The following is a 26,142-nucleotide window of genomic DNA, read 5'->3' as shown; positions in this document are numbered from 1 at the left end:
GTTCGCGTTCGGTACGGCAGTCGTGGGGGTTCATCGCCGGAAGTTCTCCCCGAGGTCCTCCCACAGGTGGGCGGAGGTCTCGACGCCCTTGCGCAGCAGGTCGAGCTCCACCTTCTCGTTGATCGAGTGCCAGCCGTCCGAGGGCACCGAGATGCCGAGGAACAGCACGGGCGCCCCCAGGACGTCCTGCAGGTCGGCGGCCGGGCCGGAGCCCCCCTCGCGGGTGAACAGGACCTCCTGTTCGAAGGCCCGCTCCATCGCCCGGACGGTGGACCGGAGGGCGGGGTGGTCCAGCGGCGTCAGGCAGGGGCGGGTCGCGCCGGGGAAGGCGATCTCGTACCGGATGCCCTCCGGGACCCGCTCGGAAACCCAGGCGGCCACCGACTCCCGGACCTTCTCCACCTCCTGGCCCGCGACCAGCCGGAAGGACAGCTTCAGGTGCGCCTCGGCGGGGACGATGGTCTTGCCGCCGGGGCCGGTGTAGCCGCCCCAGACGCCGTTGACCTCGGCGGTCGGCCGGGCCCAGACCCGCTCCAGGGTGGTGTAGCCGGCCTCGCCCCGGGTGCCGTGCGACTTGGCGACCCGCAGCCACTGCTCCTCGTCGAAGGGCAGTCGGGCGAAGAGCGCCCGCTCCTCGTCGGTGAGTTCGACCACGCCGTCGTAGAAGCCGGGCACCGCGACCTTCCGGTCGGCGTCGTGCAGGCCGGCCGCGAGCTCGGCGGCCACCGCGGCCGGGTTGGGGACGGCGCCGCCGAAGGAGCCGGAGTGGATGTCGCTGTCCGGGCCGTACAGGTCGATCTGGCAGTCGGCCAGGCCGCGCATGCCGGTGCACACGGTCGGGGTGGTCTCGGACCACATGCCGGTGTCGGAGATGATCACCACGTCGGCGGCCAGCCGCTCGGCCTCGCGGCGCACCAGGGCGGCGAAGTTCGGCGAGCCGGACTCCTCCTCGCCCTCGACCAGCAGCTTGAGGTTGACGGCGGGCGCGGTGCGGCCGGTGGCGGCGAGGTGGGCGCGCACGCCCAGGGTGTGGAAGAAGACCTGGCCCTTGTCGTCGGCGGCGCCGCGCGCGTACAGCCGGCGGCCGACCACGGCGGGCTCGAACGGGTCGGTGTCCCAGCCGTCCTCGCGGGCGGCGGGCTGCACGTCGTGGTGGCCGTAGACCAGCACGGTCGGCGCGCCCTCGTCGCCGGAGGGCCACTCGGCGAACACGGCGGGCAGCCCGTCCGTCTCCCACACCTCGGCGACCGGGAAGCCGGTCGCGCGCAGCCTGTCGGCCAGCCACTCGGCGGAGCGGCGGACCTCGCCGGCCCGGTCCGGGTCGGCGGAGACCGAGGGGATGCGCAGCCAGTCGGAGAGGTCGGCCAGGAAGGCGTCCTCGTGCCGGTCGATGAAGGAGCGGACGGCGCTGTCCGGCGTTTTCGTCATACGGACGACTTTAGTTCGCCCGGACGGGTGCGTGCCCACGGCCTCCCCCGGCCGTGAGCACGGTCACCCGCCGCGGGTCAGCCGGCCCGGCGGGTCAGCCCGACCCTGGAGCGGGTGAGCAGCGCGGCCAGCAGGACCGCCACCACCGGCAGGCCGATCAGCAGGGCGGCCAGGTCGGCCCACGGGACGGCGATGACGGCGTCCTCGTGGCCGATCGGCGTGCCGTCGATCCAGACCTGCGCGTTGCGGGCCTCCAGCAGTCGCAGCGCGACCGCCGGGACGGCGCCGCAGAGCAGGCCGAGCACCGATCCCATCGCGGCGATCACCCCGCACTGGAAGCCGGACAGCCGTCGCCGGATGCCGCCGGAGGCGCCGACCGCGGCCAGCGTGGCCAGGTCCTGCTGGGAGTCGGCGGCGGCCAGGCCGGTGGCGATGCCGGCCGCGCCGAGGGCGACCAGGGCGGCGAAGGCGGTCAGGCCGACCGTCATGGCGCTCCGCTCGGCCTTGAAGCCCCGCTCGACGTCCAGGTAGACGGTGTCGTCGAGCTTGCCCAGGTGGGCGCTGGCCTTCTGGACCCGGCCGTCGGAGGGCTGCGCGGCGGACTTCCACAGCGATCCCTCGGCGCGGGTGCCCAGCCCGGCCCGCTGCGCGGCCTCCCTGCTCATCACGACCGTGGCGAACGGGAGCGGCGAGCGCACCTCCACGGCGTCCAGTTCGACGTCCCGGGTCCTGCCCCGGTAGACGCCCGCGTCGGTCTGGGCCCGGGTGGGCTGTTCCTCGGCCCGTAGGGTGACCTTGCCGCCGGTCACCCGGTCGGGGCGGAACACCAGGGCCTTGCCCGCGGCCAGCGCCTGGTCGGCGGCCGGGTCGCGCACGTCGAGCAGGTTGTGCAGCAGCGCCGGGTCGCCGACCAGGACATCGCCGAACATGCTGCTCAGCTCGGTGGGCATGCTCCGCATGGAGGCGCACCGGGGGTCGCTCGACGCCCGCTCGCGCTCCTCGTCGGTGGTCGCGTCGACGGCCGGGCAGCGCTTGTCCGGTGTCTTCAGCGCCTGGACGTACCCGCACCGGTAGCTGGTCCCGCAGTCTCCGGGGAGGGCGGTCGGGCTCAGCACGTCGGCGCGCTCGCCGAGGGTGCCGAAGTCCTTCTCGACGGCCTCGCGCAGGGAGGCGAAGCCGGCCGGGTCGGCGTCCGAGCGGCCGCCCTGGAACAGCGCGACCGCTCCGGCCGGCAGGCCGGGCCGGTAGTCCTGGCGCTGCTTCTCGACGTTGCTGGCGTCGTAGATGCCGACCGCGACGGCTCCGGCCACGGCGGCCATCACGGCGGCCACGGCGGGGGCGGTGCGGCCGCGGTTGCGCATCGAGTCGCGCAGCGCCAGGCGCGGGCTGAGCGGCAGGTGGCGGCCGAGCCGTCCGAACAGGCCGATCAGCAGCGGCGTGCACAGCAGCATGCCGAGTTCGGCGATCACCGAGCCGCCGAGCAGCCCGGGCACGGGGGCGGTGTTGGTGACCGCGCAGAGCAGGGCCAGCCCGGTGCCGCCGGCCACCATCACGGCGCCGAGGACGGCGACGAGCCGGTTGGCGGGCTTGCTGCCGCCGCGGCCGGTGAGCGCCTCGACCACGTCCTGCCGGGAGGCCTGGACGGCGGGGACGACGGCCGCGAGCAGGCCGGTGACCAGGCCGATCAGGGCGACGGCGAGCAGGTCGAGGGGCTGCACGTCGAGGTGGCCGAAGCGCTGCCCGCCGTACTCCTCCAGGGGGCCGCGCAGCAGGGTGACCAGGCCGACGCCGCCGAGCAGGCCGAGCACGGCGCCGCCGGTGCCGAGCACCGCGCCGCCGGCCAGCACCACGGCCCGGACGTGCGAGCGGTCGCCGCCGCCGGCCGCGAGCAGGCCGAGCTGGCGGCGCGAGCGGCGGGCGCCGACCGCGAAGGCCGGTCCGGCGAGCAGCACGATCTCCAGCAGGGCCATGCCGGGCACCAGCGCGGCGAGGGCCAGCACGCTCTTGTTCACGTACCCGGTGGAGTACTTGGCCTCCTCCGCGTAGAAGGGCACCTCGCCGCGGGCGGGCGGGTGCAGCAGGACGGCCCGGGAGGTCACCGTGAAGCCGTACTCGTTGAGCTCCTTCACCTTCGGCCAGTCGACCTGCCCCGCGGCGGGCAACTTGACCAGCCAGGTCGTGGAGTTCTGCGGTCCGCTGTCGGCGGACTCCGGGTCGGTCCGGGTCAGCGGTTCGACCACCGCTCCGGGGCGGCCGTACAGCGCGTTCGCGTCGAGGCGTCCGGGGTCCTCGGCGACGGCGGTGATGGTGTAGGGCCGGGCGGGCAGGCCGCGGAGGGCGGTGCGGTCGCCGATCCGCAGGCCGGAGCGGTCCAGGAAGCTCCGGGTGGCGGCGACCTGGTCGGGCTGGGTGGGGGCGGTGCCGTCGACCACGTCGAGCCTGCCGCGCCACACCGGGTCGGTCAGGTCGGCCTCCTCGACGCTGACCGTCATCCGGCCCTCCGCGGTGGTGGCCGAGGCGCTCTTCTCCTGCCCGGTCGGGACCAGCACGGCGCCGGGCAGCAGTTCGGTGAGCAGCTGCGCGGGGTCGGTCGAGGCGCTGCGCTGCTGCGCGGGCGTCCTCGGCTGGTCCTTCTCCGGCACCTTGCTGGTGGTCTTCTCGCCGTCCGGGCTCTGCAGGACGGTGCCGCCGGGCGTCGACACGGTGACGGACGCCTGGGCGGTGCCCATCGCCCGGGCGGCCTGCTCGGCCGGGTCCAGCTGGGTGCTGCGGGCGATCACGTCCACGCCGGCCACGCCGAGCACCGGCAGGGCGATCATCGCCAGGACGAGGGCGCTGCGGCCCTTGGCGCGGACGGCGTCGCGGCGGGCGATCCGCAGGGCGGCGCGCCAGGCGCTCGGCTTCACGGCTGCCCGTCCTTCCGCGCGTTGGCGGCGGCGGTGACGAGCAGGCTGCCGGCGTCCTGCCGGGCGGTCTCGTCGACCAGCAGGCCGTCGCGCAGGAACACCACCCGGTCCGCCCAGGCGGCGTGCCGGGCCTCGTGGGTGACCATCATGGCGGCGGCGCCGGCGTCGCAGCGGGCGCGCAGCACGGCGAGCACGGACTCGCCGGTGGTGGAGTCCAGGGCGCCGGTGGGCTCGTCGGCGAGCACCAGGCGGCGGTCGCCGATCAGGGCGCGGGCGATGGCGACGCGCTGCTGCTGGCCGCCGGACATGTCGTCGGGGAAGCGGTCGGCGAGCTCGGCGATGTTCAGTTCCTCCAGCGCGGCGAGCGCCTCGCGGCGGGCGGCGCGGGCGGAGACGCCGTCCAGTTCGCGGGGCAGCGCGATGTTCTCGGCGGCGGTGAGCGCGGGTATCAGGTTGTAGTCCTGGAAGACGTAGCCCACCGAGCGGCGGCGGACAGCGGCCAGCTTCTTGCGGTCCAGCTCGCCCAGGACGGTGCCCTCGACGACCACCCGGCCGTCAGTGGGGCTGTCCAGGCCGCCCGCCAGGGTCAGCAGGGTGGACTTGCCGGAGCCGGAGGGCCCCATCACGGCGACCAGTTCGCCGGGGTAGACCCGCAGGTCGACGGCGCGCAGCGCGTGCACCTCGGCGGCGCCGTGGCCGTGCGTGCGGCTCACCCGGTCGAGGTGCAGGACGGGCTCGGCCGGCTTGAGTTGTTCGGTCATCGCTCCCCCAGGAGGTTCAGGTGCGGCCGCGGTCGCGGCTCTTGGCGGCGCGCCGGGCGGGCGGCGCGGCGGCGGGTGCGGGCGGCTCCGCGGCGGTGCGTTCGGCGTGCTGGGCGAGCCGGGACTCGCAGTGGTCCAGCCAGCGGATCTCCGCCTCGGTCTGGAAGATCAGCTGTTCCAGCACCAGCAGCCAGGCCAGGTCGCCGCCGGAGCCGCTGTCGGCGGCCAGGGCCCGGCCCTTGAGCCGGGTGTAGTCCTGGAGCGCCTGCATGCTGTGCCGGCGCTGGCCGTGCACCACCGCGGCCACGTCCACGCCCGGGATGGTCACCGCCATCGCCAGCTTGATCGCCAGCTCGTCGCGCGGCGGGTTGGTGCGCGGCACCGGGGTGTCGAACCAGCGGCGCAGTTCGGCGCGTCCCTCGTCGGTGACCGCGTAGAACTGGTGGCCCTCGTCGTCCTCGCCGGCGGCCTCCACCAGCCCGTCGCGCTCCAGGCGGCCCAGCGTGGTGTAGACCTGGCCGACGTTCAGCGGCCAGGTCGCCCCCGTCCTGGCCTCGAACTCGGATCTCAGCTGGTAGCCGTAGCGCGGACCCTGGTCGAGCAGGGCGAGCAGGCCGTGACGGATCGACATACCGAGTATGTATACCCGGTATGGCCCCTCCGCTCAAGCCGCCGCCGCGTTCACCCCGGCCCGGTACGGTCGACGGCGTGACCACACTGCGGATCGCCACGTACAACCTGCTGCACGGCCAACCGCTCGCCCCCGACGGGAGCCCCACGCCCTACCCCGGCGAGCCCGGCGCCCCGCTGGCCGACGCCGTCGCCTCCCTCGACGCCGACGTGCTCGCCCTCCAGGAGGTCGACCGCCACCAGGGGCGCTCCGGCCGCACCGACCAGGCGGCCGTCGCCGCGAAGGCCATGGGCGCCGCCGACTGGCGCTTCGCCGCCGCGGTGCACGGCGTCCCGGCGCCCGGCGCGGGCTGGATCACCGACCCGGACCGGCCCGGCCTGGCCGTCTACGGACCCGGCGACCCGGACGACGAGTCCCGGCCCTCGTACGGCACCGCGCTGCTCACCCGGCTGCCCGTGCTGCACTGGCGGGCCCGCCGGTTCGCGCCCGCGCCCTTCGGCCTCCCGCTGCGGGTGGCCGGGCGGCGCGGGCTGACGCCCGTCCCGGACGAGCCGCGGGCGGCGCTCGCCGCGGTGCTGGCCGGGCCGGGCGGGGAGTTCACGGTGGTGGCCGCGCACCTGTCCTTCGTGCCGGGGTGGAACGTCGGGCAGCTCGCCGCGATCCGGCGCTGGATCGCCGACCTGCCGCAGCCCTACCTGGTGCTGGGCGACTTCAACCTGATCGGCGCGGTGCCGCGCACCGTGCTCGGCTCGGCGCACGCGATCCAGCGCACCGCGCGGCGCGAACGCGTCCGCACCGCCCGGCGCACCCGGCTCCAGGGCTGGTACGACCTCGCCCGCACGCCGACCTACCCCGCGCACCGCCCGACCGTCCAGTTCGACCACATCCTGGGCATCGGCGTCCCCCGCAGCAGCGTCGGCTCGGTCTCGGCCCCGCGCACGGGGGTGTCGGACCACCGGCCGCTGGTCGTGGACATCGAGGTGTGACGCCCCCTAGATCCGCGCCTCCCGGCCCTCCGGGCACTCGCCCTGCGCCGGCAGCACGACCGGGTCGAACTGGAGCAGGAGCATCGCCGCGTCGTCGCCGAGCTTGTGGCCGACGTGGCGGACGACGTCGTCGTGGAGGCGCTGCAGGACTTCGACCGGGCCGCCGTCGGCGAGCAGCGGGAGGCGGTCGGTGAGGGGGTAGAACGCGCCGCGGTGGTCGCGGGCCTCGATGACGCCGTCGGTGTAGAGCAGGATGCGGTCGCCGGGCTCGGCCTCCAGGAGCCGGAGCGGGGGGCACACGTCGGCGGGGTCGAGGACGCCCAGCGGGGGGACGGTCTCCTCGGCGGCGAGCAGCCGCGGCGCGTCCTCGCCGCGGAGCAGGACGGGCGAGGGGTGGCCGCAGTTGGCGATCTCCAGGACGCCGTCGGGGCGGACGCCGATCAGCACCAGGGTGACGAACTCCTCCTCGACGCCGGGATGGTCGTTCTCGTGCAGGGCCCGGTCGAGGCTGACGGCGAGCCAGCCGGCGACCCGGTCGAGGGCGGCCTCCTGGTGCGCGGCCTCGCGGAACGCGCCGAGCACGGCGGCGGCGGTCTCGACCGCGGCGAGGCCCTTGCCGCGGACGTCGCCCATCACGGCGCGCACGCCGTGCCGGGTGTTGACGACCTCGTAGAGGTCGCCGCCGATGGAGGCGTGGGCCGCGGCGGCGGCGTAGCGGACGGCGGCGCGGACCGGCCCGACCCGTTCGGGGACGGAGCGCAGCAGCACCCGGCGGGCGATCTCGGCGACCAACTGGGCCTCGGCCAGGGCGAGTTCCTGGCGCAGACGGAGGTTGGCGCTGAGGTGGCCGATGGCGGCGATGATGACGATGGCGGCGACCGTGGCGGTGTGCACGGACTGGCCGAGGATGTCGTGGTACCAGGCCATGCCGAAGGCGCTGACCTCGGCGAGGGCCCCGGTCAGCAGCGGGTACCAGGTCCGGCGGGAGACCACGGCGGCGAGGGCGGGGACGGCGGTCAGGGCGGGTTCGACGGTGACCTGGCTGTCGGTCAGCAGGTCGAGGGAGAGGATCAGCGCCATGCCGATCAGCGGCAGGGCGTGCGAGGTCTTGGGCCAGGTGCCGGTGACGGTGCCCGGTACCGGGCCTGGGGTGGGGCCGTGGAGGACGTCCCTGATCCATCCGGTCGCGCTCAACGTCGGTCTCTCCAGCGGAAGGTGCGGGTGCTGCTCGGCACCTGCGGGTCTGACGGGAGGTCAGGGGGTCGGGAGCCCTGACGGCGGCCGGAGTACGAGGGATGACCGGTTACCGACCCCACAATAGGCGCGAAACGTGCAGGGCGCACAGGTTTCGCGTGATCTCGTGACGGGTTGGATGCTCTGAGTGACTCTTTTCTACCTATTCCCGATCAGAAGATCGCTCAACTCTTTTCGGCCGGGGAGTCCTGACGGAGTCTCGACCCGGCCGGAGCGCACGTAGCAGAACGAGGCGGCGACCCGCTCCGGCGGGACGCCGGCCTGCTCGGCCCAGGCCAGCCGGTAGATGGCGAGTTGCAGCGGGTCGCCGCTCTCCTCCCGGCCGGTCTTCCAGTCGACCACCTCGTAGCGCGGTGACCCTGCGCCACCGTCGGCGTCCCGGTAGACCGCGTCGATCCGGCCGCGCACCACCCGCCCCGCGAGCACCAGCTGGAAGGGCGCCTCGACCCGGTGCGGGGTGCGGCGGGCGTAGGGACCGCGCAGGAAGGCCTCCTTGAGCCGTTCCAGGTCGCGCTCGTCCTCGATCTCCTCGGCCTCCAGGCCGGGCAGCGCGTCGGGGCCGAGCAGCAGCGGCTGGTCGTAGCGGGACTGCACCCAGGCGTGGAAGCGGGTGCCGCGGCGGGCGGCGGGCGCGGGCGGGCGGGGCATCGGGCGGGCCAGGTCGCGGGCGAAGCCGTCCGGGTCGGCGGCCAGCCGCATCAGCTGGGAGGCGGACAGCGAGGCGGGCAGCGCGACGTCCCGGGTGGTGCGCCGGGAGCGTTCCAACTCGCCGAGCAGCGCGGTCAGGTCGCGGTCCCAGGAGGCCAGCAGCCGCTGGTCCTCGACGCCCATCGGCTCGGGCCCGGCGGCGGGGGCGCCGGCCAGCCGGTGCCGCACCACCCGGGCGACCCGGCGGCGGGCATGCTGCGCGGCCGGGTCGAGCGGCAGCGGCCAGGGGGTCTCCACCGAGACGTCGAACGCCGGGTTCTCCGCGTCCGCCGCGGGCTCCTCGGCCCAGTGCTCGACCTCGCCGGTGCCGGGCCGCTCGCAGTGCCCGCGCAGTTGCAGCAGGAACTCCGACGGCCCGCGCCGGCGCTTCTGGGTCGGCCCCCACCAGTGCCCGGAGGCCAGCAGCAGCGAGCGCGGCCGGGTGAACGCGACGTAGCCGAGCCGGAGTTCCTCGACCTCGCCGTGGTGCGCCGTCTCCTTCTTGAACAGGCCCATGCCCTTGGCGGTCCAGTCCGGGTCGGCGGGCAGCGTGGCGGCGTCACCGCGCAGGGCGTGCGGCAGCACCTTGCGGGTGGAGGTCCAGCGCTCGCGCCCCTGGCCGGACGGGAAGCCGCCCTTGACCAGGCCGGGGACGGCGACCACGTCCCACTCCAGGCCCTTGGACTTGTGCGCGGTGAGCACCTTGACGGTGTCCTCGCCGCCGGGCAGCCCGGCGTCCAGGCCGCGTTCGTACTCCTGGGCGGCCCGCAGGAAGGCCAGGAAGGCGGCCAGCCCGGGGTCGCCGTCCAGGTCGGCGAAGGAGGCGGCGATGTCCAGGAAGGAGTGCAGCGTCTCGCGGCGGCGGGCGGCCAGCGCCAGCGGGGAGGCGGAGAGCTCGACCTCCAGGCCGGTGACGGTCAGCACCCGGTGCAGGACGTCCATCAGCGGTTCGGCCAGCGCCCGGCGCAGCTCGCGGATCTCCCGGGCGAAGCGGGCGAAGCGGACCCGGGCCTCGGGCGAGAACGGCAGGTCGTCGGGCTGCTCGGCGTCCACGAAGGTCTCCAGCGCGTCGGCCAGCGAGACCACCTCGGTCGGGTCGGTCTCGGCGACGGCGGCGGCCAGCGCGTCCTGCTCGCCGGGGCGGGCGGTGCGGACGAGTTCGGCGGCGCGGCGGCCGAGCAGCGCCAGGTCGCGCGGGCCGGTGCGCCAGCGCGGGCCGATCAGCAGCCGGACCAGGGCGGCGTTCGCGGTCGGGTCCTGGAGCACCTCGCAGACCGCCACCAGGTCGGCCACCTCGGGGAGTTGGAGCAGCCCGCCGAGGCCGACCACCTCGACCGGGACCTTCCGGGCGACCAGCGCGGCGTGGATGTCGGGGAAGGAGCTGCCGGCCCGGCAGAGCACGGCGATCCGGCCGGGCGCGGTGCCGGTGCGCACCAGGTGGGCGATCGAGTCGGCCAGCCAGTCGACCTCCTCGGCGTGGGTGGGCAGCAGCGCGACCCGGGCGTAGCCGTCGAGTTCGGCGCCGGGGGCGGCCCGCAGCGCCTCCACGCCCTCGTGCATGGCGCGCAGCGGGGCGGCGAGCCGGTTGGCGAAGTCGAGCAGCCGACCGCCGCTGCGGCGGTTCTCGCTGAGCGCGAAGCGGTGCGCCGCGCTGCCGTCGGCGCGCGGGAAGTGGCGGGGGAAGTCGTCCAGGTTGGCGACCGAGGCGCCGCGCCAGCCGTAGATCGCCTGGCAGGGGTCGCCGACCGCGGTGACGGGGTGCCCGGCGCCGGCCTCGCCGCCGAACAGGCCCGCCAGCATGAGGCGCTGGGCGACGGAGGTGTCCTGGTACTCGTCCAGCAGCACCACCCGGTACTGCTCGCGCAGCAGCCGGCCGACCTCGGGGCGCTGTTGGGCGAGCCGGGCGGAGGCGGCGATCTGGTCGCCGAAGTCGAGCAGGCCGAGCTGCTGCTTGCGGGCCCGGTAGTCCTCGACCAGGCGCAGCAGCTCCTGCCGGCCGCGGGCGGCCTTCGGGACGGCCCGCAGGTCCTCGTTGGTGAGTTTGACGCCGGCCAGCCGGTCGAGCAGTGCCTCGTCGTACGCGCGCAGCCGCTCGGGCTCCACCAGGTGCTCGGCCAGTTCGGAGTCCAGCGCGATGATCTCGGCGACCAGCGCGGAGAAGGTGCCGGTGAGCGCCGGGAAGGGGCCGCGGGCCTGGCGCAGCACCCGGGCGGCGAGCTGGAAGCGGGTGGCGTCGGCGAGCAGCCGGACGTCGGGTTCGATGCCCAGGCGCAGGCCGTGCTCCTTGAGCAGCGTCCCGGCGAAGGCGTGGTAGGTGGAGATCTGCGGTTCGCCGAGGGCGTCCTCGTCGTCCTCCTCGCGGACGCCGGCCCGCAGCAGGGCGGCGCGGACGCGCTCGGAGAGCTCGCCGGCCGCCTTGTTGGTGAAGGTCAGGCCGAGCACCTGCTCGGGGCGCACCGCGCCGGAGCCGACCAGCCAGACCACCCGGGCGGCCATCACGGTGGTCTTGCCGGAGCCCGCGCCGGCCACGATCACGCCGGGTTCCATGGGCGCGCCGATGGCCGCCAACTGCTCGTCGTTGAACGGGATCCCGAGCAGTTCGCGGAGCTGGGCCGGGTGCCTGAGCGGCTCAGTCGACGACATGCCGCCCGTCCCGCTGCGCGGAGCAGCTGCCGCGGAAGGCGCAGCGGCCGCAGCGCTCGCCCGGGGTGGGGGTGAACTTCTCGGCGAGCACCTTCCCGGCGGTCTCCACCAGCAGGTCCTCGATCCAGGGGGTGCTCTCCTCGGGCAGCTGCCGCTGCACCTTGGGCGCTTCCGGGTCCTTCTTGTCCGGCTCGCGCAGGTGCACCAGCTCGGCCCCGCCGGGGGTGGCACCGCCCTCGAAGCCGGGCAGCGGGTCGAGCGCGCCGCGGCCGACCGCCAGCTGGTAGACGGCGAGCTGGCGGTGCTCGGGCAGCGACTTGTCGCTCGGGACCTGCTTGCCGGTCTTGAAGTCGACGACGTACGCCCGCCCGGCGGCGTCGGTCTCCACCCGGTCCATCGAGCCGCGGATGCGCACCGCGACGCCGCCGACGTCCAGCGTCAGGTCGAAGCCGTGCTCGGTGGCGACGGTGGTGCGCTCGCGCTCCAGCACGTGCCAGCGCAGGAAGCGCTCCAGGGCGGCGCGGGCCTCGGTCTTCTCCTGGGCGGACTTCCACGGCGCGTCGAAGGCGAGGGCGTCCCAGACGGTGTCCAGCCGCTCCATCAGGACGGCCAGGTCGGCGGGGGTGCGGCCGGAGCCGACCTCGTCGGCGAGGGCGTGCACCACGTTGCCGAAGCCCTGGGCGGCGGAGGCGGTGGTGCCGGCCTTGACGTCCTTCTCCAGGAACCACTGCAGCGTGCAGGACTCCAGCTGCTCCAGGCCGCTGCCGGAGAGCCGGACGGGCTGCTCGGGCTCGCGCAGCGGCTGCGGGGCGGCGGTGGGGTCGTCCAGGCCCCACCACTGGTCGGGGTGGGCGGCGGGGACGAGCGGGCGGCCGTCCTCGTCGAGGGCGGCGGCGAGGGTGGCGAGGCGTTCGGCGGCGGCCCGGCGCAGCTGCGGGGAGCGGGCCGGGTCGACGGTGACGGCGCGCAGCTCGGCGACCAGCGCGGGCACCGACAGCGGGCGGCGCGGCCGGGAGGCGACCTCGGCGACCTTGACCGGCGGGGTGCGCTCCAGCACCTTGCCGGTGCGCGGGTCGAGCGTCTCGCGGTAGAGCTCGCGCAGGAAGCGGGAGGGCTCGTCGCCGTCCTCGGCGGGGGCCTTGACGGCGGTGACCACCAGCCGGTCCTTGGCACGCGTCGCGGCGACGTAGAACAGCCGGCGCTCCTCGGCGAGCAGCGCGGCCGGCGAGAGCGGTTCGGCGAGGCCGTCGCGGCCGATCCGGTCGGCCTCCAGCAGCGAGCCGCGGCGGCGCAGGTCGGGCCAGAGGCCCTCCTGGACGCCGGCCACGACGACCAGGCGCCACTCCAGGCCCTTGGAGCGGTGCGCGGTCATCAGCCGGACGGCGTCCGGGCGCACGGCGCGCACGTGCAGGGTGTCGGCGGCGATGTCCTGGGCCTCGATCTCGGCGAGCAGGTCGAGCGCGCCGCGGTGGCCGCTGACCCGCTCCTCGGCGCGGGCGGCGGTCTCGAACAGGGCGCACAGCGCGTCCAGGTCCCGGTCGGCGTTGCGCCCGGCGGGGCCGCCGCGCAGGGCGGCCCGCTCCAGGCGCTCGCGCCAGCGCCGGGAGCCGTCCCACAGCTCCCACAGCGCGTCCTCGCCGCCGGCGCCGCCGGCCAGCAGTTCGCGGACCTTGCGCAGCAGCACGCCGAGCTCGTAGGCCCGGCGGGCGTGCGGGGCGTCCAGCAGGGCGAGCAGTTCGGGCTGCTCCAGGGCCTCCCGGATCAGCTCCTCGGCGGGGCGGACCACGCCGGGCGCGCCGTCGGCGGCCAGCGCCCGGCGCTCCTCCTCGCGCAGGGCGCGGCCCAGGCGGCGCAGGTCGGAGCCGTCGAGGGCGGCGAGCGGGCCGGTGAGCAGGGTGTGCGCGAGGTCGGCGGTGAGCGCGCCCTCCCCCTCGGCGCACACCCGCAGGGCGAGCAGCAGCGGGACGACGGCGCTCTCCTCGCGCAGCGGCAGGTCGTCGCCGTCGATCTCCAGCGGGACGCCGGCGGCGGCCAGCGCGCGGCGCACCGCCGGTATGGTCCGGGAGCCGGCCCGGACCAGCACCGCCATCTCGCCCCAGGGGACGCCGTCCTCCAGGTGGGCGCGGCGCAGCAGGTCGGCGACCGAGTCGAGTTCGGCGCCGGGCGTCGGGTAGGTGTACACCTCGACGGCGCCGCCCTCGCGGGTGGGCAGCAGGGCGCGGTGCGCGGCGAGCTTGTCGGCGGGCAGCCGGCCCATCGGCATCCGGCGGGCCAGCTCGCGGGAGGCGGCCAGCAGCACCGCGCCGGAGCGCCGGGACCGGCGCAGCACCCTGACCTCGGCGGGCCGGCCGTCGGCGCGCCGGAAGGCGTCGGGGAACTCCAGGATGCCGTTCACGTCGGCGCCGCGGAAGGCGTAGATCGACTGGTCGGGGTCGCCGACGGCGACCAGGTCCCGCCCGTCGCCGGCCAGGTGCCGCAGCAGCCGGACCTGCGCCGGGTCGGTGTCCTGGTACTCGTCGACGAAGACCGCGTCGTAGCGCCCGCGCAGTTCGGCCCGGACGTCCGTCCGCCCGGCGAGCAGCACGGCGCGGTGGACGAGCTCGGCGTAGTCGAGGACGCCGCGCAGGTCCAGCACGTCCAGGTACTCGGCCAGGAAGTGCGCGGCGGCGGCCCAGTCGGGGCGCTCGACGCCCTGCGCGAAGCGCTCCAGCTCCTCCTCGCCCAGGCCGAGCTCGCGGCTGCGGGCGAGCACGGCGCGCACCTCGTCGGCGAAGCCGCGGGTGGTCAGGCAGGCCCGCAGGTCCAGCGGCCAGCGGATGGTGGCGGTGCCCGCCTTGGCGTCCTCGGCGCCGCCCGCGAGCAGTTCGCGGACCATCACGTCCTGCTCCGGTCCGGACAGCAGGCGCAGCGGCTCGGCGTACTCCTCGGCCGGCTGGTGGGCGCGCAGCAGGGCGTAGCAGAACGAGTGGAAGGTGGTGGCCTGCGGGGCGGTGGCGCCGATCCGGGCGGTCATCCGGTCGCGCAGCTCCATCGCGGCCTTGCGGCTGAAGGTCAGCACCAGGACGCGTTCGGGCGCGGTGCCGTCGGCGACCCGCCGGGCGACCGCCTCGACCAGGGTGGTGGTCTTGCCCGTCCCGGGGCCCGCGAGCACCAGCAGCGGCCCCGCGGCGTGCTCGACGACCGCCTGCTGGAACTCGTCCAGCTGGGGCGGGTCGGGCTGGGCGAGGGGGCTGCGCACCAGGCGGAACGGTGAGGTCACTGCGGTCCAGGGTCGTACGGCGGTTCGGTGGCGGGCCGCGGGTGGCTCGCCGCGACGAGCCTACGATGGTGCACCCACAGACCCCTCCGGCGCACCCCCCGGTCGGCGACCGGTCAGGACGCGCCGTCCCAGCGGGCGGCCCGCAGGTCCACCCGCGGCTCGCCGCCGACGGTGCGCAGCGGGGTACCCTCGGCCCGGTACTCGGGCAGCGCGCGGTGCTCGTGGCCGGGCAGCGGCCGCCCGTCCGCCCGGATCACCCGCCACCAGGGCACCGGCGCCCCGTACAGCGCCATCACCCGGCCGACCTGCCGGGGGCCGCCGCGGCCCAGGTACTCGGCGACGTCCCCGTACGTCATCACCCTCCCGGGCGGGATGCGCTCGGCGAGGTCGAGCACGGCCTCGGCGTACGGCGGGATCCCGGGAACGTCCTCGGAGTCGGTCATCCGCCGCATTCTTCCCCATCCGGTCGATTTCCAGCACCCCGTGCGGGCGACCCGGCGCGCGGGATGCCGCCCCTGGACCGCACCCGGGTGGCGGGCATGGCAGCATCTTCGGGGCAGTGCGACACACGAGGATGAAGACCAGATGACCGGGACGGCCGAATTGAACGTGGACGAGGGCTCCGAGCAGCCCGCCACCGACGGTTCCGCCCGGCGGCCGGTCGACCTGCGCCACCGGCGACGGGACGCGCACCACACGGGGGAGGGAACGGTGGCCGCACAGCTGCCGCCGGGCGGCGGGCCGGACCGGCCACCGGACGCGGACCCGCCGGAACCGGCCGCGCCGGGACCGGAGCACGGGCCGGAACCGGAGCCACAGCACGGAACCGGGCCGGAGCCCGGCCGGCCGGCCGAGGAGCCGGCCGGCGAGTACCTGGCCGTCGACGAGCCGCTGCTCGCCCCCCGCGCACACCGCCCGTCCGACCTGCTGAAGTTCCTGGGCGGGCTGCTCCTGATCATCCTGGTGTTCGTGCTGGCGCAGGTGGCGGTCTCCACCACCACCGGCATCGAGAAGGACATCACGGTCAACGCCGACCGGATCCCCGGCGTGCTGTCCAAGATCTCCGCTCTGGTCTCCTCCATCGCGGTGCTCACCGTGCCGCTGGCCTTCGCCGTCGAGCGGCTGATCAAGCGCGACGGCCTGCGGGTCGCGGACGGCGTGCTCGCCTCGGTGCTGGCGTACGGCGTCTCGCTGGGCGTCGACTGGTGGGTGGCGGCCGGCGCGCCCGAGGAGATCCGCAACGCGCTGACCCAGTTCCCGCCGGGCGGCGGCGAGACGCTCACCGACCCGGTGCACGGCTACCTGGCGCCGGTGATCGCCTACATGACGGCGGTCGGCATGTCGAGCCGACCGCGCTGGCGGGTCGCCCTGTGGGTGGTGGTGGTCCTCTCCGGCACGGCCGAGCTGATCAACGGCAACACCACCCCGCTGTCCCTGGTGCTGACCGTGCTGATCGGCTGGTCGGTGGCCTACGGCACGCTGTACGCGATCGGCTCGCCGAACATCCGCCCCACCGGGCAGCACCTGATGATCGGCCTGCGCAAGGTCGGCTTCGCCCCGTCCGCCGCGCACCTGGCCCCGCCCGCGCCCGGTGGCACCCGCCGCTACCTGGTCACCCAGCAGACCGGCCCGCTGCTCGACGTCCACATCATCGACCGCGAGCAGCAGGCCTCCGGCTTCTTCTACCGCGCCTGGCGCCGGCTGCGGCTGCGCTCCGTCGCCGTCCGCCGCAGCCCCCAGTCGCTGCGCCAGGCCCTCGAACAGGAAGCCCTGATCGCGTACGCGGCGGCCGCCTCCGGGGCCGGCGCCCCGCAGCTGGTCGCCACCTCGGAACTGGGCCCGGACGCCGCGATCCTGGTGTACGAGAACGTGGCCGGCCGGACGCTCGACGACCTGGCCGACGAGGAGGTCACCGACGCGGTGATGGCCTCGTTCTGGGCCTCCGTCTCCACCCTGCACGAGCGCCGGATCGCCCACCGCCGGCTCACCGGCGAATCCCTGCTGGTGGTCGACGAGCGCACCGGCTGCCTGGTCAACCTCTCCGGCGGCGACATCGCGGCCGGCGACCTGACCCTGCGCATCGACGTCGCCCAGCTGCTCACCACCTTCGCCCTGCGGATCGGCCCGGAGCGCGCGGTGGCCACCGCCACCGGCGTCCTCGGCCCGACCCGGGTCGCCGAGGCGCTGCCGCTGCTGCAGCCCGTCGGCCTCAGCCGGCAGACCCGCGGCGACCTGCAGCGGATGACCAAGGAGCGGAAGGCCGCCGCCCAGGCGCTCGCCCTCAAGCAGGTCGCCGCCGGCGAGCGCACCCAGCAGCAGGCCGAGGAGGACATCGCCAGGGCCGGCGAGGACCTGCTGGCCCGGATCCGCGCCCAGATCCTGCAGATCGCCCCCGAGGCCCCGCTGGCCCCCGCCAAGCTGGAACGCCTCAAGCCGAAGACCCTGATCATGGTGGTGGCGCTGGCCTTCGCCGCCTACCTGGCCCTGACCACCATCCGGCCGGACCAGTTCAAGGTCTCCCAGATGAACTGGGCCTGGGCCGCGGTCGCCCTGGCCGCCTCGGCCTTCTCGTACGTGGCCGCCGCGATGAGCCTGACCGGCTTCGTCCCGGAGCGGCTCCCGTTCTGGCGCACGGTGGCCGCCCAGCTGGCCGGCTCCTTCGTCAAGCTGGTCGCCCCGGCGGCGGTCGGCGGCATCGCCCTGAACACCCGCTACCTGCAGAAGGCCGGCATCCGCCCGGTCCAGGCCGTCGCCTCGGTCGGCGCCTCCCAGCTCGCGGGCCTCGGCGGCCACCTGCTGCTGCTGTTCGCCTTCGGCCTGATCACCGGCTCCCAGACCAACGGCGACCTGGGCGCGTCCCGGGCCGTCATCATCGGCGTCCTCACCGCGGCCGTCCTGGCCCTGGTGGTCGCCGCGGTCGCCCCGCTGCGCCGCTTCGTGGTGACCCGGGTCCGCTCGCTGCTGTTCGGCGTCATCCCGCGGATGCTCGACCTGATGCAGACCCCCCGCAAGCTGGTCACCGGCTTCGGCGGCATCCTCCTGCTGACCCTCTCCTTCACCGCCTGCCTGGACGCCTCCGTGCACGCCTTCGGCGGCGGCGCCAACGTCACCTACGCGGCCGTCGCCGTGGTCTTCCTCACCGCCAACGCGGCCGGCTCCGCCGTCCCCACCCCCGGCGGCATCGGCCCCGTCGAGATCGCCCTGATCACCGCCCTCACCGTCGCCGGCGTCCCCGCCACCGCCGCCACCCCCGCCGTCTTCCTCTACCGCCTGCTCACCTTCTGGCTCCCGGTCATCCCGGGCTGGGTCGCCTACAACGTCCTCCAGCGCAGGGGCGCCCTGTAGCGGGCGCGGAGCCGGGGCCCGCTACGGGAGCAGCTCGGCGACGATCCGTTCCCACGGCACCGGCGCCAGCCCGAACGCCTCCCGGGTCGCGGTGTCGTCGATGACGAAGGGCCGCTCGAACTGGTACGCCGTCTCGCGGACGGCGCGGACCGTGGGGTTGGCCAGGCCGAGCAGGGCCAGCACCGGGCGGGGGATCGCGGTGACCTTGGGGGCGGGGCGCCCGGCGGCCGCGCAGAGGTCGGTGACGACCTGGCGCTGGCTGCGCGGCGGGTTGCTCGGGACGTGCCAGGCGCGGCCCCAGGCGCGTTCGTCGGCGGCGGCGGTGACCAGCAGCCGGGCGGCGTCCTCCGGGGAGGTCCAGCTGTGCGGGGCGTCGGGGTCGCCGAGGACCTGGACGGTGCGGCCGGCCAGCGCGCGCCCGAAGGCCCGGCCGTCGAGGGCGCCGACCACGCCGCGGCCCAGGTAGTCGGAGCCGCGGACCTCGGTGGCCCGGACGCGTCCGGCCCGGTGCGCGGCGAGCGCCTCGCGCCACATCGCGGCGCGGACCCCGCCCTTGGCGGAGTTGGGCCGCAGCGGGCTGTCGGGGCTCATCGGGCCGTCCACCGCGCCGTAGCCGTACAGGTTGGAGACGGTGGCGAGCACGGCGCCGGCGCGCTCGGCGGCGGTCAGCAGGGACGCGGCGAGCGGCGGCCAGACCTCGGTCCAACGGTGGTAGGGCGGGTTGGCGCAGTTGTACAGCGCCGTCGCGCCCTGCGCGGCGGCGCTGAGCGCGTCGGTGTCGGCGGCGTCCAGGTGCAGGCGGCGGACGCCGTCGAGCGGGTGGGCGGTGGCGGCGGTGCGGGTGACGACCACGACCTCCTCGCCGCGCTCGGCGAGGAGCCGGGCGGTGGTGGAGCCGACCGGTCCGGCGCCGACGACCAGGTGCTTGCTCATGGGAACGCTCCGCTCGGAGTCCGGGAGAACGGTGTTCTCGCTCGCTCCCCAGCCTGGCGCCTCGCCGCACCCCCTGTCAAGAACGGTGTTCTCCATCGAGAACGACGTATCCGAATGTTGCGCCCGTTCTCGCCCGCTGGGAGGATGACCGGCATGCCGAAGGCCCCCACCCCCCGCGAGCGGGTCCGCGCCGAGTTCACCCGCGAGATCAAGGACGCCGCCCGCCGCCACCTCGCCGAACACGGGCCCGCCGGTCTCTCCATGCGCACGCTGGCCAAGGACGTGGGCCTGGTCTCCGCCTCCGCGCTGTACCGCTACTACCCGGGCCGGGACGCCCTGCTGACCGCCCTGATCGCGGACGCCTACGACGCCCTGGGCGCCGCCGCGGCCGCCGCCGCGGACCCGTTCGACGGCACCGACCACGCGGGCCGCTGGCTGGCCGTCTGCCGGGCCGTCCGCGGCTGGGCGCTGGCCCACCCGCACGAGTTCGCGCTGGTCCACGGCTCCCCCGTGCCCGGCTACACCGCCCCCGAGGACACCACCGGGCCCGGCACCCGGCTGCCGCTGCTGATCGGCCGGCTCTTCCAGGAGGCCGCCGCCGCGGGTGCCTACCGCCCGCTCGGCGACCCCGCCGTCCCCGCCGCGGCCCGGGCCGCGCTCGCCCCGCTGCTGGACCGGCTGCCCCCCGGCACCCCCGAGCACCTGGCGGTCTCCGCGCTGGCCGCCTGGAGCGACCTGCTGGGCGCGCTCGCCCTGGAACTGTTCGGCCACCTCGCCCGGATCACCACCGACCCGGAGGCGTACTTCGACCACCTGATGCACCGCACCGGCACCCTGCTCGGCCTCGCCTCCCCCTGACCGCGCGGAGAACGCACGGGACCGCCCGGCCGGAGAGTGGTTCCCCGACCGGGCGGTCCCGGCCCCGCACGCGCCCGTCCGTCAGTAGACGGGCTTCTCCGGCTCGATCTGGTTGACCCAGCCGATCACGCCGCCGCCCAGGTGCACCGCGTCCGCGAAGCCCGCGGACTTGAGGACCGCGAGGACCTCGGCGGAGCGCACACCGGTCTTGCAGTGCAGCACGATGCGCCTGTCCTGCGGCAGGTCCTGCAGGGCGTTGCCCATCAGGAACTCGTTCTTCGGGATCAGGCGGGCGCCCGGGATCGAGACGATCTCGTACTCGTTGATCTCGCGGACGTCGATGATGTCGATCGGCTCGTCGTTGTCGATCCACTCCTTGAGCTGCTTGGAGGTGATCGTGGAGCCGAGCGCCGCGGCGGAGGCCTCCTCCGAGACGACACCGCAGAACGACTCGTAGTCGATCAGCTCGGTGACGGTCGGGTTCTCGCCGCAGACGGCGCAGTTCGGGTCCTTGCGGACCTTCACCGAGCGGTACTGCATCTCCAGGGCGTCGTAGATCATCAGCCGGCCGACCAGTGGCTCGCCGATGCCGGCCAGCAGCTTGATGGCCTCGTTGACCTGGATCGAGCCGATCGAGGCGCACAGCACGCCCAGCACGCCGCCCTCGGCGCAGGACGGGACCATGCCCGGCGGCGGGGCCTCCGGGTAGAGGCAGCGGTAGCAGGGGCCGTGCTCGGCCCAGAACACGCTGGCCTGGCCGTCGAAGCGGTAGATCGAACCCCACACGTACGGCTTGCCGAGCAGCACCGCGGCGTCGTTCACCAGGTACCGGGTGGCGAAGTTGTCGGTGCCGTCGACGATCAGGTCGTAGCCGGAGAAGATCTCCATCACGTTGTCGTTGTCCAGGCGCTCCTCGTGCAGGACCACCTCGACCAGCGGGTTGATCTCCTTGACCGAGTCGCGCGCGGACTCGGCCTTGGAGCGGCCGATGTCGGACTGGCCGTGGATGATCTGGCGCTGCAGGTTCGACTCGTCGACGGTGTCGAACTCGACGATGCCGAGCGTGCCGACACCGGCGGCGGCCATGTACATCAGGGCCGGGGACCCGAGGCCACCGGCGCCGACGCACAGCACCTTGGCGTTCTTCAGCCGCTTCTGCCCGTCCATGCCCACGTCGGGAATGATCAGGTGGCGGGAGTACCGGCGGACCTCTTCGACGGTGAGCTCGGCGGCGGGCTCGACCAGGGGTGGCAGCGACACGGGGACTCCGATGGTCGTCAGGTTCTCTTCGACTACGCCAACAGTGTCACGTGCCCGGGGTATTCCGAGACAGCAGGTCCAGTGGGTGAGATGCGCGGCACCGGATGCCGAGACTTCGCCATCCCGGGCCAACCACCGGCCCGGACCTGGCCGTTCCGGCGTTCACACCCGGCAGGCCGTCTCCAGCCAGACGTCCCCCAGCGACTCCTCCAGCGGCACCTGCGTCCGCCATCCGAGACGGTCCCTGGCGGTCCGGACGTCCGCCTGCCGCCACTGCACCGGCTCGACCACCGCCCGCGCCTCCACCGCCCGCAGCCCCTCCGCGCTCGCCTGCTGGGCGGGCAGCACCACCTGCCGGGCGTCCTCGGTGACGGTGCCCTCGAAACCGGACGCCCGCACCAGCAGGTGCGCCGCGTCCCGGGCCCGGACGGCGTGGCCGGAACCGATGTTGATCACCCCGGTGGCCGCCGAGACCGCCGCCGCCTGGATCGCCCGCGCCACGTCCCGGACGTCCACGAAGTCCCGGTAGCCGGACAGGTCGGGCATCCGCACCTGGTTCTCGTCCTGCTCCAGCGCCCGCCGCAGCCCCTCGGCCAGCCGCCCGAACAGCGAGGCCGTCGGCGCCCCCGGCCCCACCACGTCGAACACCCGCAGCACCAGCGCGTCCAGCCCGGAGTTCAGCACCAGTTCGGTGCCCGCCAGCTTCGACACCCCGTACGGGCCGACCGGCCGCGGCTCCGCGCTCTCCGGGATCGGCCCGCCGGGCTGCGCCGGACCGTACTCGGCCGCCGAACCCACGTGCACCAGCCGCGCCGGCTCCCGGCTGCGCCGGATCGCCTCGCAGACCGTCGCCACCGCGAGCGTGTTCGACCGGATCAGGTTCCGCGACGTCCCGTACGTGGCGCCCGCGCAGTTGATCACCACCTGCGCGGCGACCGCGTCCAGGAACCGGGCCAGCGCGCCCGGACTCCCCGCGGCCAGGTCGAACCGGATGTCGGCGGAATCGCCCCGCCCCAGCACGGTCACCTGGAGCCCCTCCTCCGCCAGCAGCCGGTCGGCCACCCGTCGGCCGATGAACCCGTCGGCCCCCAGCAGCAGCACCCTCATCGGGCCCAAGTCCTTCCATCAGGCCCGGCACCCGCCGGGCGGAACGAGATCTGATCGACAAGCCGGAACACCCGCGTCACCCGCCCGGCAGCGGCCCGGCGGCGCGGTGCCAAAGGCGCCGGACCGGCGGCGGCGGGGCCGCCCTCACCGGTACGCCCCCGGTCTGGTCGAGGGCGGCCAGGCGCAGCCGGCCAGCAGCAGGGCGGGGCCGAGGGCGGTGGCCGCGAGGCCGCCGGTCGGCGAGGCGCCCAGCCAGTGGGCCGGGCCGGGCAGGGCCAGGACGGCGGCGCCGGCCGCCGCGGTGAGGACGGCGACCGCCGCCGCGCCCGGGCGCCCGGCGTCGCGGACCACGGCGGCCAGCAGCGGCAGGGTGCCGAGCACCAGCAGCGCGGCCCATCCGGTGGCGGGGGTGTCGCGGGCGACGGCCCGGCCCAGTCCGGTGAGCGCGGCCAGTTGCGCCAGCACGGCCAGCGGCAGCGCGAACCGCAGCCGGGAGCGGAACTCCCCCAGCGTGGCGGCCGCACCCTGCCGCTGACCGAACCGGCGCAGCCAGGCCGCCACCGCCGCGGCGCTCGCCCCGCCGATCGCGGCGGCGGTCGCCGCGCCCGGGTCGGTGGCGGCGAGCAGGGCCAGCAGCAGTCCGGTGCCCGCGCCCCGGCCGAGCGCGGCCCACGGGACCGCCCCCCGCCCCGGCGCCGCGTCCGCCGTCCGGTCCCGGCCGTCCGCGCCCCGGCCGCACCGCGCCCTCAGCAGGTCGGCGCCGGCCCCGGCGCCCGCGCCGAGCAGTACGGCGAGCGCCCCGCCGGACGGGCCGCCGGGCGCGGTGGCGGGCAGCAGCGGCAGCAGGTGGGCGCCGGCGCCGTACAGGGCGGCGAGCGGCAGGGCGCGCAGCGGTTCGGCGGGGGGCAGCGGTTCGCGGGCGGGCGGCCGGCGCGGGACGCGGGCGTACAGCTCCTCGGCGAGGCCGAACACGTCGGCGTGCCGGTAGCGGGCGGCGCCGTCGGCGGCCAGGCCGGAGTCCTCCAGGGCGGCGGCGATCTCCAGCGGGTCGACCGCCTGTTCGCACAACTCGCGGTTGGCGTCCAGCAGTTCGCGTACGGGGTCGGCGGGCGTGCCGCTCGCGGGGGTGCCGGTCACAGCGCCTCCGCGAGGGCCGGTCCGGCGGCGGTGCGCGCGGGCTCCTCGACCGTGGCGTCCCCGTCGGCCCGGGCGTCCCCGCCGACCGGCCCGGCCACCCAGTACTCGGCGGGCCGGGCGAACGGCCGGGCCTGGCTGCCGGGCCGGGCCGGGAAGGCCGGGTAGCGGGAGACCAGGTCGAGGTAGATCTCGCGGAAGGCGCCGACCACGGGTTCCACGGCGAAGCGTTCCTGCGCCCGCAGCCGGCCGGCCAGGCCGAGCCGGGAGCGGCGCTCGCGGTCGGTGAGCAGGGCGAGGCAGGCGGCGGCGAGGGCGCGCGGGCTGCGCGGCGGCACCAGCAGGCCGGTGGGGCCGAGCACCTCGCGGGCGACGCCGACCTCGGTGGAGACCACGGCCCGTCCGCTGAGCATGGCGTCGGCGAGCAGCCGGGGGCTGCGCTGGGCGAGCGCGCTGAACACCACCGCGCTGCCGGACTCCCAGGCCGCGGCCGGGGAGGCGGGCCGGCCCGCGAACTCGACGGCGTCCCCGACGCCGAGCCGCCCGGCGATCGCGGCGCAGTGCGCGAGGTAGCCGGGGGCTCCCTCCTCGCCGTACACCTTCAGCCTGGCCGCGGGCAGTTCGGCCCGGACCCGGGCGAAGGCGTGCAGCATCAGTTCGGGGTCGCGGCCGGGCTCCAGCGCGCCGGCCCAGACCAGGGTGGGCGCCTCGGGCTCGGCCCCGGCGGCGGGCCGCCCGGTGGCGGCGGTGCCCTCGTGGACGATCCGGGTGCGGGCCGCCTCGCCGCCGCAGCGCTGCTGCCACCGCCGGTCGTACTCGCTGCCGGGGGTGAGCACGGCGGCCCGCCGGTAGGTCTCCTCGGTGAGCTGCCGGAAGAAGGACAGCAGCAGGGCGCGCACCGGCCAGCGGTACGGGGCGCTGCGGTAGCCGCGGTACTGCTCGCGCAGGTGCAGGCCGTGCTCGGTGACCACGAACGGGACGCCGTGCACCTCGCGGGCGACCAGCGCGGGCAGCGCGGCCGGCCCGCCGCCGACCACGTGGCACAGGTCGGCGCCGCCGAGCCCGGCCGGGCCGCTGCCGTACCAGGGCGCGGAGAGCGGGCGCAGGCACTGCTCCAGCAGGTCGGCGGCGACCAGCACGTCGCACACCAGCGGCTGGCCGCCGGCGGTGTCGGCGCCGGGCATCCGCCAGATCCGCTCCAGCGCGCGGTGGGCGTGGCCGGAGGCGAGGAAGGCGGGCAGCGCCTCGTCCTCCCGCCCGAGCGCCGCCAGCCGGTACAGCGCGGGCCCGAACCCGGCCCGTTCGCCGGGCGTCACCAGGGCGCGGACGAGTTCCTCGTACGCCTTGGTGTACGCCCGGCGGCGCAGCGCTGTCGGCCCGCGCCCGCCGGGGCGGCGGCCCCACATGGGCAGTTCGTGGACGCCGTGCAGGCCGCGGACGCCGGTGGGCGGGGCGGGGCGGTCGGCGGGCAGCAGCCGGTAGAGCCGGAACTCGTGCTCGGGCAGGCCGTCGACCAGGCGGCCGCACCAACCGCCTTCGCCACGCTGCGCGTTGGTGAGGGTGCTCTCGGTGAGCAGAGCGATGCGCACGACGCCTCCAGAGCAGAGCGTTTCCACTGGGTTCACGGCCCTACGACACAGGGGAGTGCGTCCGTTGCTCGACGGCCGTCCGGCCGGCGCCCGCTCCCCGCGGCCGCCGCCCCCGCCGTCTCGCCCCCCACACCTGTTCGGTCCGACAACACGACGGTAGAGCGCCGGGCCGAGCCCCCTAGGGGCCCGGCCCGCCATGCCACACCATCGAGTGAACGCCCGTGACCTCGCGCGTCCCCGCTCCGTTTTCGCCCCTCGCGTCCCGTGCGCCCCGCGTGCGCCCGGCTCGGACCGGGCTCAGCCGCGCCGGTCGGCCTCCGCGAGCAGCTCCCGCACGGCGCGGGCGACCGGCTCGGGGTGCTCCAGCATCGCCACGTGCCCGGAGTCGGGCAGCACCAGCAGCCGGGCGTCCCGGAACGCGGCGCAGGCCCGCCGGGCGGAGCGGTAGGAGACCAGCTTGTCCTTGAGCCCGTAGACCAGCAGCACCGGCGCGGCGACCTGCTCGGCCTGCCGCCACAGCGACTGCTCACCGCGCTCGGTGTACGCGCTGACGATCCCGCGCGCGGACCCGGCCAGCACGCCCAGGGCGTACGGGAGGGCGGCGCGGCGGCGGTACTCGGCGACCGCGCGGGCCCGGCGGTGGGCGGGGATGCCCGCGGGGTCGGCGTAGACCAGGCCGAGCAGGTCGGCGGTGGCCGTCTCCGGGTCGGCGGCCGGGCCGCGGCGGCGGACGAGTTCGGCGACGCCGGGCAGGGCCAGCAGCCCGGTGGACCAGGCGGTGCGCTGCGGGGGCAGCTCGGGCAGCGCCGGGGAGATCAGGGTGAGGCTGCGCACCAGGTCGGGCCGGAGCGCCGCGAGCCGGACGGCGACCGCGCCGCCCAGCGAGTTGCCGAACAGGTGGACCGGCCCGCGACCGCTCTCCTCCAGGTACCCGATGACGGCGCGGACGTGCCCGGAGACGGACAGGTTGCCGTCCAGCGGCGGGGCGGAGTAGCCGAAGCCGGGCAGGTCGACGGCCTCGCCGTCGACGTCGTCGGCGAGCAGGTCGAGCAGTTCGAGCCAGTTGTCGGCGGAGCCGCCGAGGCCGTGCACGAACAGGGCGGGCGGCAGGCCGTCGCGGGGTTCGGAGTGCCGGCTGACGGCCAGCACCGCCCCGGGCACCTCGACGGTGCGGTGCGGCTCCAGGGCGGCGAGGGGGTGCGGGGAGGCGCTCATGGGCACGATCGTAGTGAGCGCGGGGGCCGCCGCCACGGCCGGTCACGGGCCCGTACTGCCCCCGTCACGAGCCCGTCTCGACCCGTGGACAGCGGGGGTCCGGGTCGTATTGTGGGGTCCCGACAAGGGCGGTTGTGCGCTTTACT

At 75.9% G+C, this 26,142-nt stretch carries 17 protein-coding genes; 3 read left to right on the top strand and 14 right to left on the bottom strand.

Translation table 11 applies throughout. The annotated features are described in order from the left end of the window. Positions 1 to 30: 30 nt before the first annotated feature. The 4 genes from OO48_RS01455 to OO48_RS01440 all read right to left on the bottom strand — a co-directional run bounded on the left by OO48_RS01455 (position 31) and on the right by OO48_RS01440 (position 5,726). Complete coding sequence (locus OO48_RS01455; protein ID WP_033211982.1) at positions 31 to 1,428, bottom strand: dipeptidase; 1,398 nt, start codon at positions 1,426 to 1,428, stop codon at positions 31 to 33. A gap of 77 nt (positions 1,429 to 1,505) precedes the next feature. Next, entirely contained in the window at positions 1,506 to 4,334 is a 2,829-nt protein-coding gene (locus tag OO48_RS01450) for an FtsX-like permease family protein (protein ID WP_033211980.1), read from the bottom strand. Continuing rightward, positions 4,331 to 5,095, bottom strand: a complete 765-nt coding sequence (locus tag OO48_RS01445; RefSeq protein ID WP_033211978.1) for an ABC transporter ATP-binding protein — start codon at positions 5,093 to 5,095, stop codon at positions 4,331 to 4,333. The genes OO48_RS01450 and OO48_RS01445 overlap by 4 nt, the downstream gene beginning before the upstream one ends. 16 nt (positions 5,096 to 5,111) lie before the next feature. Further along, on the bottom strand, positions 5,112 to 5,726 hold the full coding sequence (locus OO48_RS01440; protein ID WP_033211976.1) for a PadR family transcriptional regulator: 615 nt from the start codon (positions 5,724 to 5,726) through the stop codon (positions 5,112 to 5,114). Between the two features lie 77 nt (positions 5,727 to 5,803). On the opposite strand from OO48_RS01440, the gene OO48_RS01435 reads away from it, so the two are divergent. Further along, positions 5,804 to 6,712, top strand: coding sequence for an endonuclease/exonuclease/phosphatase family protein (locus OO48_RS01435; RefSeq protein WP_051731602.1), 909 nt, complete (start codon positions 5,804 to 5,806; stop codon positions 6,710 to 6,712). Positions 6,713 to 6,718: 6 nt separating this feature from the next. On the opposite strand, the gene OO48_RS01430 is transcribed toward OO48_RS01435, so the two are convergent. The 4 genes from OO48_RS01430 to OO48_RS01415 form a co-directional block, all read right to left on the bottom strand. Beyond that, on the bottom strand, positions 6,719 to 7,906 hold the full coding sequence (locus OO48_RS01430; protein WP_051731601.1) for a PP2C family protein-serine/threonine phosphatase: 1,188 nt from the start codon (positions 7,904 to 7,906) through the stop codon (positions 6,719 to 6,721). 198 nt (positions 7,907 to 8,104) lie between these two features. Further along, the gene (locus OO48_RS01425) at positions 8,105 to 11,296 is read right to left on the bottom strand and encodes an ATP-dependent DNA helicase (protein WP_033211974.1); all 3,192 of its coding nucleotides are present in this window, start codon (positions 11,294 to 11,296) and stop codon (positions 8,105 to 8,107) included. Continuing rightward, a complete protein-coding gene (locus OO48_RS01420) occupies positions 11,283 to 14,555 on the bottom strand; it encodes an ATP-dependent helicase (RefSeq protein WP_081951846.1) in 3,273 nt (1,090 codons plus the stop codon). Before OO48_RS01420 ends, OO48_RS01425 begins: the two co-directional genes overlap by 14 nt. A 113-nt stretch (positions 14,556 to 14,668) precedes the next feature. Continuing rightward, positions 14,669 to 14,998 (bottom strand): MGMT family protein, encoded by a 330-nt coding sequence (locus tag OO48_RS01415; protein WP_081951845.1) that lies wholly within the window; start codon positions 14,996 to 14,998, stop codon positions 14,669 to 14,671. A 142-nt stretch (positions 14,999 to 15,140) separates the two neighbouring features. Here OO48_RS01415 and OO48_RS01410 point away from each other — a divergent pair, with 142 nt between their 5' ends. Further along, positions 15,141 to 17,900 (top strand): lysylphosphatidylglycerol synthase transmembrane domain-containing protein, encoded by a 2,760-nt coding sequence (locus tag OO48_RS01410; protein ID WP_245194484.1) that lies wholly within the window; start codon positions 15,141 to 15,143, stop codon positions 17,898 to 17,900. A gap of 21 nt (positions 17,901 to 17,921) precedes the next feature. Here the strand turns inward: OO48_RS01410 and OO48_RS01405 are convergent, their stop codons facing one another. Next, positions 17,922 to 18,833 carry an NAD-dependent epimerase/dehydratase family protein gene (locus tag OO48_RS01405; RefSeq protein WP_033211970.1) on the bottom strand — a complete coding sequence of 304 codons (912 nt, stop codon included), beginning with the start codon at positions 18,831 to 18,833 and terminating at the stop codon, positions 17,922 to 17,924. Between the two features lie 153 nt (positions 18,834 to 18,986). Here OO48_RS01405 and OO48_RS01400 point away from each other — a divergent pair, with 153 nt between their 5' ends. Then, a complete protein-coding gene (locus OO48_RS01400; protein ID WP_033211969.1) occupies positions 18,987 to 19,691 on the top strand; it encodes a TetR/AcrR family transcriptional regulator in 705 nt (234 codons plus the stop codon). 81 nt (positions 19,692 to 19,772) lie between these two features. Here the strand turns inward: OO48_RS01400 and moeZ are convergent, their stop codons facing one another. From moeZ to OO48_RS01375, 5 genes are all read right to left on the bottom strand, one after another. Continuing rightward, positions 19,773 to 20,951: an adenylyltransferase/sulfurtransferase MoeZ gene (moeZ, locus tag OO48_RS01395; protein ID WP_033211968.1), complete on the bottom strand. Its 1,179-nt coding sequence runs from the start codon at positions 20,949 to 20,951 to the stop codon at positions 19,773 to 19,775. Positions 20,952 to 21,113: 162 nt separating this feature from the next. Continuing rightward, positions 21,114 to 22,058, bottom strand: coding sequence for an NAD-dependent epimerase/dehydratase family protein (locus OO48_RS01390; RefSeq protein ID WP_033211967.1), 945 nt, complete (start codon positions 22,056 to 22,058; stop codon positions 21,114 to 21,116). Between the two features lie 144 nt (positions 22,059 to 22,202). After that, positions 22,203 to 23,195: a hypothetical protein gene (locus OO48_RS01385; RefSeq protein WP_051731600.1), complete on the bottom strand. Its 993-nt coding sequence runs from the start codon at positions 23,193 to 23,195 to the stop codon at positions 22,203 to 22,205. After that, positions 23,192 to 24,781 carry a DUF3492 domain-containing protein gene (locus OO48_RS01380; protein WP_051731599.1) on the bottom strand — a complete coding sequence of 530 codons (1,590 nt, stop codon included), beginning with the start codon at positions 24,779 to 24,781 and terminating at the stop codon, positions 23,192 to 23,194. The genes OO48_RS01385 and OO48_RS01380 overlap by 4 nt, the downstream gene beginning before the upstream one ends. 297 nt (positions 24,782 to 25,078) lie before the next feature. Further along, on the bottom strand, positions 25,079 to 25,996 hold the full coding sequence (locus tag OO48_RS01375; RefSeq protein WP_033211966.1) for an alpha/beta fold hydrolase: 918 nt from the start codon (positions 25,994 to 25,996) through the stop codon (positions 25,079 to 25,081). Positions 25,997 to 26,142 lie beyond the last annotated feature (146 nt).

The sequence above is a fragment of the Kitasatospora phosalacinea genome, assembly GCF_000716545.1.
GTDB classification, from domain to species: domain Bacteria; phylum Actinomycetota; class Actinomycetes; order Streptomycetales; family Streptomycetaceae; genus Kitasatospora; species Kitasatospora phosalacinea.
The sequence above is the reverse complement of the archived record's forward strand: the minus strand, read 5'-3'. Positions and strand labels throughout refer to the sequence as shown.

What these genes read in the sequence shown, in the direction of transcription:
- OO48_RS01400 (WP_033211969.1), top strand. Translation starts at nt 18,987, where the DNA reads ATGCCGAAGGCCCCCACCCCCCGCGAGCGGGTCCGCGCCGAGTTCACC.
- OO48_RS01375 (WP_033211966.1), bottom strand. Translation starts at nt 25,996, where the DNA reads ATGAGCGCCTCCCCGCACCCCCTCGCCGCCCTGGAGCCGCACCGCACC.
- OO48_RS01415 (WP_081951845.1), bottom strand. Translation starts at nt 14,998, where the DNA reads ATGACCGACTCCGAGGACGTTCCCGGGATCCCGCCGTACGCCGAGGCC.
- OO48_RS01425 (WP_033211974.1), bottom strand. Translation starts at nt 11,296, where the DNA reads ATGTCGTCGACTGAGCCGCTCAGGCACCCGGCCCAGCTCCGCGAACTG.
- OO48_RS01410 (WP_245194484.1), top strand. Translation starts at nt 15,141, where the DNA reads ATGACCGGGACGGCCGAATTGAACGTGGACGAGGGCTCCGAGCAGCCC.
- OO48_RS01455 (WP_033211982.1), bottom strand. Translation starts at nt 1,428, where the DNA reads ATGACGAAAACGCCGGACAGCGCCGTCCGCTCCTTCATCGACCGGCAC.
- OO48_RS01390 (WP_033211967.1), bottom strand. Translation starts at nt 22,058, where the DNA reads ATGAGGGTGCTGCTGCTGGGGGCCGACGGGTTCATCGGCCGACGGGTG.
- OO48_RS01405 (WP_033211970.1), bottom strand. Translation starts at nt 18,833, where the DNA reads ATGAGCAAGCACCTGGTCGTCGGCGCCGGACCGGTCGGCTCCACCACC.
- OO48_RS01445 (WP_033211978.1), bottom strand. Translation starts at nt 5,095, where the DNA reads ATGACCGAACAACTCAAGCCGGCCGAGCCCGTCCTGCACCTCGACCGG.
- OO48_RS01440 (WP_033211976.1), bottom strand. Translation starts at nt 5,726, where the DNA reads ATGTCGATCCGTCACGGCCTGCTCGCCCTGCTCGACCAGGGTCCGCGC.